This is a genomic window from Glutamicibacter sp. NPDC088483, from assembly GCF_044753145.1.
Taxonomy (GTDB): Bacteria; Actinomycetota; Actinomycetes; order Actinomycetales; family Micrococcaceae; genus Glutamicibacter.
Window position 1 is genome coordinate 866,343 of the sequence record NZ_JBIVMP010000001.1, and the last position, 9,244, is coordinate 875,586.

At 59.0% G+C, this 9,244-nt stretch carries 8 protein-coding genes; 3 read left to right on the plus strand and 5 right to left on the minus strand.

The features are described 5' to 3' along the window. Positions 1 to 53: 53 nt before the first annotated feature. A complete protein-coding gene (gene hrpB / locus ACIP6G_RS04190) occupies positions 54 to 2,612 on the minus strand; it encodes an ATP-dependent helicase HrpB (RefSeq protein ID WP_365943117.1) in 2,559 nt (852 codons plus the stop codon). Further along, on the minus strand, positions 2,609 to 3,400 hold the full coding sequence (locus ACIP6G_RS04195; protein WP_365943116.1) for an alpha/beta hydrolase: 792 nt from the start codon (positions 3,398 to 3,400) through the stop codon (positions 2,609 to 2,611). Before ACIP6G_RS04195 ends, hrpB begins: the two co-directional genes overlap by 4 nt. A gap of 144 nt (positions 3,401 to 3,544) precedes the next feature. Here ACIP6G_RS04195 and ACIP6G_RS04200 point away from each other — a divergent pair, with 144 nt between their 5' ends. The 3 genes from ACIP6G_RS04200 to ACIP6G_RS04210 all read left to right on the plus strand — a co-directional run bounded on the left by ACIP6G_RS04200 (position 3,545) and on the right by ACIP6G_RS04210 (position 6,719). Continuing rightward, complete coding sequence (locus tag ACIP6G_RS04200; protein WP_166650864.1) at positions 3,545 to 3,706, plus strand: hypothetical protein; 162 nt, start codon at positions 3,545 to 3,547, stop codon at positions 3,704 to 3,706. A 296-nt stretch (positions 3,707 to 4,002) separates the two neighbouring features. Next, on the plus strand, positions 4,003 to 5,064 hold the full coding sequence (mgrA, locus tag ACIP6G_RS04205; protein WP_365943115.1) for an L-glyceraldehyde 3-phosphate reductase: 1,062 nt from the start codon (positions 4,003 to 4,005) through the stop codon (positions 5,062 to 5,064). 272 nt (positions 5,065 to 5,336) lie between these two features. Further along, the gene (locus ACIP6G_RS04210; RefSeq protein ID WP_365943114.1) at positions 5,337 to 6,719 is read left to right on the plus strand and encodes an NAD-dependent succinate-semialdehyde dehydrogenase; all 1,383 of its coding nucleotides are present in this window, start codon (positions 5,337 to 5,339) and stop codon (positions 6,717 to 6,719) included. Positions 6,720 to 6,820: 101 nt separating this feature from the next. On the opposite strand, the gene ACIP6G_RS04215 is transcribed toward ACIP6G_RS04210, so the two are convergent. The 3 genes from ACIP6G_RS04215 to ACIP6G_RS04225 all read right to left on the minus strand — a co-directional run. Then, positions 6,821 to 7,894, minus strand: a complete 1,074-nt coding sequence (locus ACIP6G_RS04215; protein WP_365943113.1) for an HTTM domain-containing protein — start codon at positions 7,892 to 7,894, stop codon at positions 6,821 to 6,823. Beyond that, complete coding sequence (locus ACIP6G_RS04220) at positions 7,885 to 8,640, minus strand: DUF5819 family protein (protein ID WP_146112342.1); 756 nt, start codon at positions 8,638 to 8,640, stop codon at positions 7,885 to 7,887. The genes ACIP6G_RS04215 and ACIP6G_RS04220 overlap by 10 nt, the downstream gene beginning before the upstream one ends. Positions 8,641 to 8,756: 116 nt before the next feature. Next, positions 8,757 to 9,244: LPXTG cell wall anchor domain-containing protein (locus ACIP6G_RS04225; protein ID WP_400288733.1), on the minus strand; the 488-nt coding region annotated here is incomplete at its 5' end.

Sequence of the window (9,244 nt, forward strand, 5' to 3'; positions counted from 1 at the left end):
GCACGCCGGGACCTGGCCCGTTCTTCCGGGACCCGGCCCCGGCGTGCTTTTGCCTACTGCCGGCCCAATCGGTTCTTGGTCTTTGCCGTTGCCACGTGATCCCATGGATTCTCCGGCCAAGGATGCTTCGGGTAGCGCCCGCGCATTTCAGAACGCACCTGGGCATAGGGCCCATTGAAGAAGCTAACCAGGTCATCGGTCACCGCCAGCGGCCGGCCACCGGGCGAAAGCAAGTGGAACTGGACGGCAAGCTTGCCCTTGACCAGCCGCGGCGACTCATCGAGCCCGAAGCATTCTTGCAATTTCACGGCGACGACCGCTGGACCGGTTTCACCGACCTCGGGATAGGCCACGGAAATCCTTGATCCCGAAGGCACCTGGAGCCGTTCGGGCACCAGCGAATCAAAATCATGGGCATGCTCCCACGGCAGCAAGGTCCGCAATGCCGAATACAGGTCAACCTTGGCCGCGTTCTTGCCGGCGGCTACCTGCCGCAAGACCGGCTGCAGCCAGTTGCCCGCCGAGGCAATCAGGGCCTGGTCATCCACTGCGGCAAAGGGTTCGCCCAGCAGGCGATGGGCCACGGCCATCCGCCGGCGCAAGGCATCAAACTTTTCATGGGTGCCGAAGAAGGCTATCCCCTGCGTAGCTATGGCGCTGGCAACAGCCTGCATGCCCAGCTCTGCGGTGGCCTTGACCGGATGGGCCGCCAGCTCGATCTCGCCAAAGCTCTCGATCTGGCGAGCGGTGATCCTGCCGTCAACCAGCTCCGCCACTTCGCGCTTCTGGTGCATCTGCGGCAACAGGTCGACGGCAGTGCCAAGTTCGATGCCAACGGCCCGTCGGATCACCGCCTTGGATCCGGCACGGGAGACCTCGGCGACCGCAAGAAATTCCTCATGCATCAGCTGGCTGCCGCGCGGCAAGGTTGCCCGGGTCCCCGAAGCCAACAGGTATTCCTCCGGGCCGACCTTGCGCGCAATCCATTGCGGGTAGGCCAAAGCGCACACGCCTGCCAGGGCCGCAGCTGCCGGTGCAGGCTGCCGCCCGGTGCGGTTTTCCGCACTGCCCAGGAGCTTTTCCAGGCGCTGCGCTTCATGCTTCCAGGCACGGTGCGCCGGATGCGAACTCCGGCGCACCGCGGCAAGCAATTCATCCAGGTCCGCACTGGCAATGCGTTCCGAGCTGGCCAGCAATGCGACAGCATCCGAGGCAGCCCGGGTGCCGAAAATCCGGCTGCCTTCGAGCAACGCGCGGGCGGCACGCGGGTCTGCTGGAACCTTCATCATCTGCTCGCCCAGGGCGGTGATCTGCCCGGTGCCGTCAACCGCGTCCAGGCTGCGCAGGATCTGCTCGTCGCTGGCCATGGCGCTAGCCGGCGGCGCTTCCCACATGGCCAGCCCCTCGCCACGCGGGGTCCCCCATGCCGCGAGCGACAAGCCGGCGGCGACCAGGTCGCCGGTGCGGATTTCCGGTGTGGAGTGCGCCGGGGCGGCGGCAAAGGACTTGGGGTCCAAGGTCCGCACCACCTTGCCCGGCCCGAGTCGTCCTGCCCGGCCCGCCCGCTGGGTGGCCGCGGAACGGCTGGCCACCACGGTCATCAACCCCGAGAAACCACGCGAGCTGTCTCGGCGCGGCTCGCGGGCGTAGCCGGCGTCCACCACCAGATGCACGCGCGGCACGGTCACCGACGATTCGGCAATGGAGGTGGAGACGATGATCCGCGGGGCGCTGCCAGCCTCCGGCTCACTGAGGATCCGGTCTTGTTCCTTGGAAGAGATCTGCGAGTGCAAGGCCAGGGCTTGCACTCCGGAGGCAGCAATCTGCGAGCAGACGCGGTCGACTTCCCGTACCCCGGGGACGAACACCAAGGTGTCCACCGGGGTTGCGCTTGCTGCGTTGGCTTCCGCGCTGTGGCGTACCGCGACGGCGGCAACGTGGCGCAGGTAGTCATCATTCAGTCCGCGTTCGGTATTCCGGATTCCGGCGAAGCTGTCGAAAGCTTCTTGCACGGCATACTGCGCGGTGTGGGCGCTGAGCACTGGAGCGGCATGGCCACGGGCCAGCAGCGCCGAGAGTTCCCCGGCGTGCAAGGTGGCACTCATCAGGATCAGCGACAGGTCATCACGCAATTCGCTGACCTGGTTGGCCATCGCCAGCAACAAATCCGTATCGATCGACCGCTCGTGGACCTCATCAATGATCACCGCGCTCACACCGGCAAGATCCGGATCGGCCAGCAACCTGCGCAGCATCAGGCCTGCGGTCACGAATTCCACGCGGGTCTGCGCCGAAGACTGCCGTTCCCCGCGCACGGCGAAGCCAACGCGCTTCCCCAGAACCGATCCATCAAGCTGGGCGAGGCGACGGGCAGCAGCCCGGGCAGCGACACGGCGTGGCTGGGTCACGATGATCTTGCCAGCCAGTCCTGCCTGGTCCAGGGCGTTGGCTACCGTGGGTGGAACTATCGTCGTCTTGCCGGATCCCGGTGGCGCCTGGATCACCAGCGGCTGGGCAGGATTAGCCACCAAGGATTCATGGAGTTCTTCCCTGCTGGGACCGAAAGCCAGCCCTGAAGCAATCCTGTTCAGGTCGAAGCGGGCCGAACTCATGCCTGGCGTCCATCCCAGAAGGACTCGATGGCCTTGACCACAGGCTCAATCGGGAACAGGGTGCTGCCGTGGGTTCGCCCCGGCAAGGCCACCATGCGCGCATTGGGCAAGGTGCGGACCATGATCTTGTTCTGGTCGAAGCGCGGCTGGTCCCGGGTGCCGATCAGCAGCAAGGTCGGGATTCTGATCTTCGCCAGCTCGGACAGGTTGATATTCTGCAGGGTCTCGGCGGCCTCGTAGTAGGCAGCCAGGGCCAGCGGGTCGTTGGACTTGAAGGCCATGCGGGTTGCTGGATCCAGGCGTCCATTCTTTTCTTGCCCGGTGACGAATCCTTCGATGTCGCCATTGCGCAGGACCTCGAGGTAGCCGGGGAAGAAGAGCTTCCCGATTTCGCCGGGGGTAATTTCGCAGGTGCCGCCGAGCATGATAAGCGAGATCACCTGCTCTGGGTGGTGCATGGCCATGTGCAGCCCGGTGCGTGCGCCAAAAGAGTAGCCGACAATGTGAATACGTCCGATGCCCAGGTGATCCATCACCGCGCGGATATCGCCGGCCACCTTGTCCATGGTGTAGTCGGCCACGTCGTGGGATTTGGCCGACTTGCCATGCCCGCGCAGGTCCATGCGGATGGTGCGGTGCCCCTGGCCCAACGCCTTGGTGTAGCCGAGCCCTCTCCAGATGGACCGGGACAAGGCGGAGCCATGGAGGAAGAGAATCGGCTCCCCGGCCGCCCCGTCATCGTCAAAGAAGATTTCGGAACCATCTGCGGGATTATTGATCATCGGCATGCTTTCGATTAAATCCTGTATTGACGGTGAAGGCGAAATCTGTGTTGGCCGCCGCCCTCGACATCCGCGGCTAATAGGTGAACACTGAAGACACAGGGTCCAGCCATCCGCAGGGGGTGGCCCACGGAAGTTGGGAGGAAGATCATGCCTGAACAATCAGCTGCTGGGCAGCCCGGTGGCGCTGAAGAGGAAAAGCTGCGACTGGCCGCAGAAGAAAAGAAGCGCCATGACGAGCACGATGAAGCTCTCGTCGAAGAGTGGGAAGACGAGTCATTCCCGGCTTCGGATCCGCCCTCGAATTATTAGCAAAAGCCTTTTCCCAAGAGACCGCACACCTCGCATTCAGCTACTTTCAAGTTTCAGCTCCTAGTGTGGTTAGTACCTTCTCAAGGTGCGAGTGATCTAGATGAACCGATCCGCACAGGCGTTACCTCCTTGGCCTGGCGGGTCGGTTCGTCATTTAATCCAAATCCACGAAACCTTTACGCACACAGCGGATTCACCTTTGCGCTATTTATTTAGTTCAGGCTCTGGCCTATTGTGGAAAATGACGTCAAATCGATTTCCGCTCGCCAGCGCTTGACCTGGCAGAAAGGTGCCTCGTGGAATACGAACGCCTCCCGTCCATCCCGGAACTGCACCGTCCCTACACTGCTGCCGCAGACCGCTATGAGCACTTCGGCTACCGCCGCGTTGGCGACTCCGGCCTGCGCCTGCCCCCGCTGTCCCTGGGACTGTGGTGGAATTTCGGCGATAACCGTCCATTCGATTCCCAGCGCGAGATCCTGCGCCACGCTTTCGATAACGGCATCAACCACTTCGATCTGGCCAACAACTACGGTCCTCCGGCAGGTTCAGCCGAAGAGAACTTCGGCCGCATGATGGAAAAGGACTTCAAGCCCTACCGCAACGAACTGGTCATCTCATCGAAGGCCGGCTACGACATGTGGCCAGGCCCGCACGGCACCTTCGGCTCGCGCAAGTACCTGCTGGCCTCCTGCGAAGCCTCGCTGAAGAAGATGAATCTGGACTACGTGGACATCTTCTATTCGCACCGTTTCGATCCGAAGACTCCTCTGGAAGAAACCATCGGCGCTTTGGATACCCTGGTTCGCCAGGGCAAGGCCACCTACGTGGGCATCTCCTCGTACTCGGCAGAACGCACCGCCGAGGCTGCCGCAATCGCCAAGGACCTGGGAACCCCGCTGGTAATCCATCAGCCGTCGTACAACATCCTGAACCCCTGGGTAGAGCACGGCCTGCTGCAAACCCTGGAAAAGGAACGCATGGGCACCATTGCTTTCACCCCGCTGGCCCAGGGCCTGCTCACCGATAAGTACCTGGAAACCACTGATGTGGTTCGCCAAGGCGGACGCCGTTCGCTCGAAGCCCAGCTGACCGATCAGAACCTGGCCAAGGTCCGCAGCCTGAACGAGGTTGCGCAGGCACGCGGGCAGTCGCTGGCGCAGATGGCCCTGGCCTGGCTGCTGCGCGATGGCGCGGCAACCTCGGTATTGATCGGCGCCTCGTCCACCAAGCAGCTCGACGAGAACTTGGGTGCGCTGGACAACCTTGACTTCTCCGAGTCCGAATTGGCCCAGATTGCCAAGATCGCCCAGGGCGATGCCGGAATCGACTGGTGGCGTTCTTCCGCTATCGGCTAGTAATCCACTGATCACACAGGTAATACCTGTGTTCTTGAGCCGCGGTTTCCGAGACAAGTCTTGGAAACCGCGGCTTTTTCATTCGCTTCCGTCTGCAACTTCCACTCAAGCCAAATACCTGCTGTTCCTTGGTGGCTGAATGTTGTTTCTGCGGATAAGCTCGGAGTAGACGCAATATGAAGTGAATTACATTCATTTATTGCGTGGAGTCCGCTAGCGTTAGATCCACACGGCTTACGCTGACCACTTTTGTGCATACGACAGGAGCATTGATGAGCGCCCCAACCTACAAGGTCTTGAACCCGGCAACCGGTGAAGTCGTCGAGGAATTCGCCGCGGCCACCGATGAGCAAGTCGAACAGGCGCTGGCTGCCGCGCAGAGCGCCTACGAATCATGGCAGGACGTTAACATCAACGAACGCGCCAAGATTGTTTCCAAGGTAGGCACGCTCTTCGCCGAGCGCGCAGCAGAACTCGGCAGGATCATGACCACCGAAATGGGCAAGCCATTGTCCGAGGCCGTGGGCGAAGCTGAATTCTGCCAGGAGATCTTCGAGTACTTCGCCACCGAGGGACCAGCCTTGGCAGCGGACCAGGAGATCAAGTCCTTCTCCGGCGGCAAGGCCGTCGTTCAGAAGCGCCCGGTTGGCCCGCTGCTGGGCATCATGCCGTGGAACTTCCCGCTGTACCAGGTAGCGCGCTTCGCGGCACCTAACCTGATGCTGGGCAACACCATCATCTTGAAGCATGCCGAGTCCTGCCCGCGTTCAGCACTGGCCATCCAGGAAATCATGGATGAGGCTGGAGTACCGGCCGGCGTCTACAACAACCTCTTCGCCACCCACGACCAGATCTCCACCATCATCGCCGATTCCAGGATCCAGGGTGTTTCCTTGACCGGCTCGGAGCGCGCTGGCGCCATTATCGGCGAGCAGGCCGGCCGCAACCTGAAGAAGGCCGTACTGGAGCTGGGCGGCTCGGATCCATTTGTTGTCCTGGACTCCGATGACGTACCGGGCATCGTGGATACCGCTTGGGGCTACCGCATCGACAACACCGGCCAGGCCTGCAACTCGAACAAGCGCATGATCGTCATGGAAGACATCTATGACGAGTTCGTTTCCGAACTGACCAAGCGTGCCGAAGGCCTGCAGCCTGGCGACCCGATGGCGGAAGCCGAAGGCACCTTCGCTCCGCTGTCCTCCCGCAAGGCGGCAGAGTCCCTGCACGAGCAGGTCCAGGACGCCGTGGCCAAGGGCGCTACCCTGCACGCCGGCGGCGTGCTGCACGACGGCCCTTCGGCCTACTACTCCCCTGCGGTGCTCACCGGCATCACCAAGGAGATGCGTGCCTACTACGAGGAGCTCTTCGGCCCGGTAGCAGTGGTCTACAAGGTATCCAGCGACGAGGAAGCCACTGAGCTGGCCAACGACACCATTTACGGCTTGGGCGGTTCGGTGCACTCCACCGACGTCGAGCGTGCCTCCAGGGTGGCTCAGAAGCTGCAGTCCGGCATGACCAACGTGAATGCAGCCAGCGCAGAGGGTGCAGAAATGCCGTTTGGCGGCGTGAAGCGTTCGGGCTTCGGCCGCGAGCTTGGCCCGCTGGGCATGGACGAATTCGTGAACAAGCGCCTGTTCTACGTAGGCGAATAATCTGGGTAGGCCCGCAACGGCTGCCTGAACTAAGAGATACATAAATTTAGGGGCGAACCAAAACGGTTCGCCCCTAAGTTTATTTTGTAGTGCTTCTTCTCCTAGGCGTTGGAAGAGACTTTCTCGCCTGATCCCACGCCAACTTCGTTCTGTTCGGAGACCGTCAGCGACGGCTTCTTCGCACGGAACCGACCCCTCCACAACGCTGAGAACCAGCGCTGAATCGTCAACCAGGTCGCGCTAGACACCAGCACGGCGTCTGCGGAAGCCATAATTCCTGAGAAGAAAGGCAGGCCCATAACAAGTGCGATGCCGATATGCATCCCAAGAATAGTAATCAGCGCAATTCTCCGGCTGATCTTATGGAACAGCATGAATGGGAATGCAATTTGAGCAAGCACTGTCACATAGGTGATCAAGGCAACGATCCACGAATTCGTAGTGATCAAATCACTAAGCCAAGGGAAGACACCATACGCCTCGGAACTAACAGGGTAGTACATAGCTGTACCGTTTTGCCAAAGAGTGCCTTGAACCTTGTACAGCCCAGCTTCAAGATAGACAATACAAAGTTGGGCTACGACCAGGCATAACGCAAGGTTGTGCAGCACCGTAACGGCTTCGAATTCTTTCTTCGTTTTCCTCGCGCGTTTACGTAGCCAAGAATCGACAGACCAGTGCTTGGACAAGTCAGCAAAAATCAGATAGATCAGCATGATACGGATGAAATAATTTCCGCCATCCGAAACCGGCGTATTCTGTGCGTTAATCGCCGTATAAAAAATGAAGAAGAGCGGCGTGACGAATCTAGTTTGCCAACCAACTACAAATGCGATTGCCAACACGATGGCCATCACGTACCAAAAGACGAAGAACCCGAGTCCCGCGTCACGCAGAATATCCAAAGGCCACTGGTACCCAAGTACAGAACGGTAGGGTTCAAGGTACTCGGAACCAGGTCCCCAGATCTTAGCTGCGACTGGTATGTTGGCAATTAACCAACCCAGAATGAAGAGTCCCGACGACATGCGCATGACTGCAAGACCGTATGGTGCATGCCGGTTTTCGGTAAACCACCCGTAGACCCAGTTCAGTGCTTTGGGGACGAAATCGCGATTCTTAGAAATCCATTCGCTGATCGAAGGAGCACTGCTTGTTTCACGTTTCAGCTCCATACCGACACCGCCGCTTGACTAAATTCCTTGGTATCTCGCCATCCGATGTAGGTTTCGCGAGGTTTTGTTGTTGCGTTCTCATCGCTCCGCTGAGCAAACGGAACAATTGGTTCACGTCGGAGCTTAATTTCCACCATTGATGCTCCGCCCCACTGTTCTATTGCGTAGAGTGACGCGAATCCGACGGCCGTATCTTCCATACGTTTATAGGCTCGAAGATTGCTCAATTCTGTTGCAGAATACTTCTCGCGGGCCTCCGCTGAGTTGAGTTCCACACCAAAAACGGGCGTTCCCTGAATAAAGGGTCTAGAGATTTCCGCTCGAGAATCCGCAGTCAAATCCGAAGCCGCACTCCATAGCCGTCCGTGAATAGATTTGGATTGTTTTGTCTCACGATTGGCAAACATGTTGCCGGCACGGCTTTCCATTTCTTCGGCCGTAACGTCGCGCCACTCTGAGAATTTCGCACCATGTTGGCTACCCTTGGCACAAATTTCCGCGCTAGAAAGACATACACGCATTGTGAAATATTCATCTTGCGAATAGGGCCCAGGAGCAAAAAGGCTCCAGCCTTGATCCAACGGCCCTAGAAAATACTTGTTCAATTCGGGCTGTAATGATGACTTGATGGGTGTTGAAGGACCCGTGAACGCCAATGTGGCTCCGATATGCCCTAACGCGGCTACACTCGCAATTAAAAGCACCAACACTGTAAACAGCTTGGGCTTGGTTTTCTGTTGCCTCATCAGGCTATTGTCTCCAAATTCTTCGACACCCGTGAATTGTTGCAAAGACTACTTGAAAGCGAAATGGGAGGGGCATCGTTTAGATGCCCCTCCTATTTCAAATTACTGCAGTTCGACTATGCTGAACGCTTTCGCGCGAAGACAGCCACACCAGCTCCGAGCAGTACAAGTGCTAGTGCACCTGCACTGATCCAGAGGGCTCCGTTAGAACCGGTATCCGCAAGGCGATCCTTCTTGGAGTCATCCTTCTGGGATCCCTTAGAGTCATCCGACTTAGAGTCCGAGTTATCTGAGGTGTTTGCATCCGTGTTGGCACCGGCGTTCGCATCAGCGTTATCCGCAGTGTTCGCATCGGTGTTCGCATCAGCGTTATCCGCAGTGTTCACATCGGTGTTCGCATCGGTGTTCGCATCAGCGTTATCCGCAGTGTTCACATCGGTGTTCGCATCAGCGTTATCCGCAGTGTTCACATCCGTGTTGGCATCAACGTTATCCGCAGTGTTCGCATCCGTGTTGGCATCAACGTTATCCGCAGTGTTCGCATCCGTGTTGGCATCAACGTTATCCGCAGTGTTCGCATCCGTGTTGGCATCAACGTTATTAC

Excerpts from the sequence above, each read along its gene's own strand:
- ACIP6G_RS04195 (WP_365943116.1), bottom strand. The coding sequence starts at position 3,400 with ATGCCGATGATCAATAATCCCGCAGATGGTTCCGAAATCTTCTTTGAC.
- ACIP6G_RS04220 (WP_146112342.1), bottom strand. The coding sequence starts at position 8,640 with ATGAGGCAACAGAAAACCAAGCCCAAGCTGTTTACAGTGTTGGTGCTT.
- ACIP6G_RS04200 (WP_166650864.1), top strand. The coding sequence starts at position 3,545 with ATGCCTGAACAATCAGCTGCTGGGCAGCCCGGTGGCGCTGAAGAGGAA.
- ACIP6G_RS04215 (WP_365943113.1), bottom strand. The coding sequence starts at position 7,894 with ATGGAGCTGAAACGTGAAACAAGCAGTGCTCCTTCGATCAGCGAATGG.
- ACIP6G_RS04210 (WP_365943114.1), top strand. The coding sequence starts at position 5,337 with ATGAGCGCCCCAACCTACAAGGTCTTGAACCCGGCAACCGGTGAAGTC.
- hrpB (WP_365943117.1), bottom strand. The coding sequence starts at position 2,612 with ATGAGTTCGGCCCGCTTCGACCTGAACAGGATTGCTTCAGGGCTGGCT.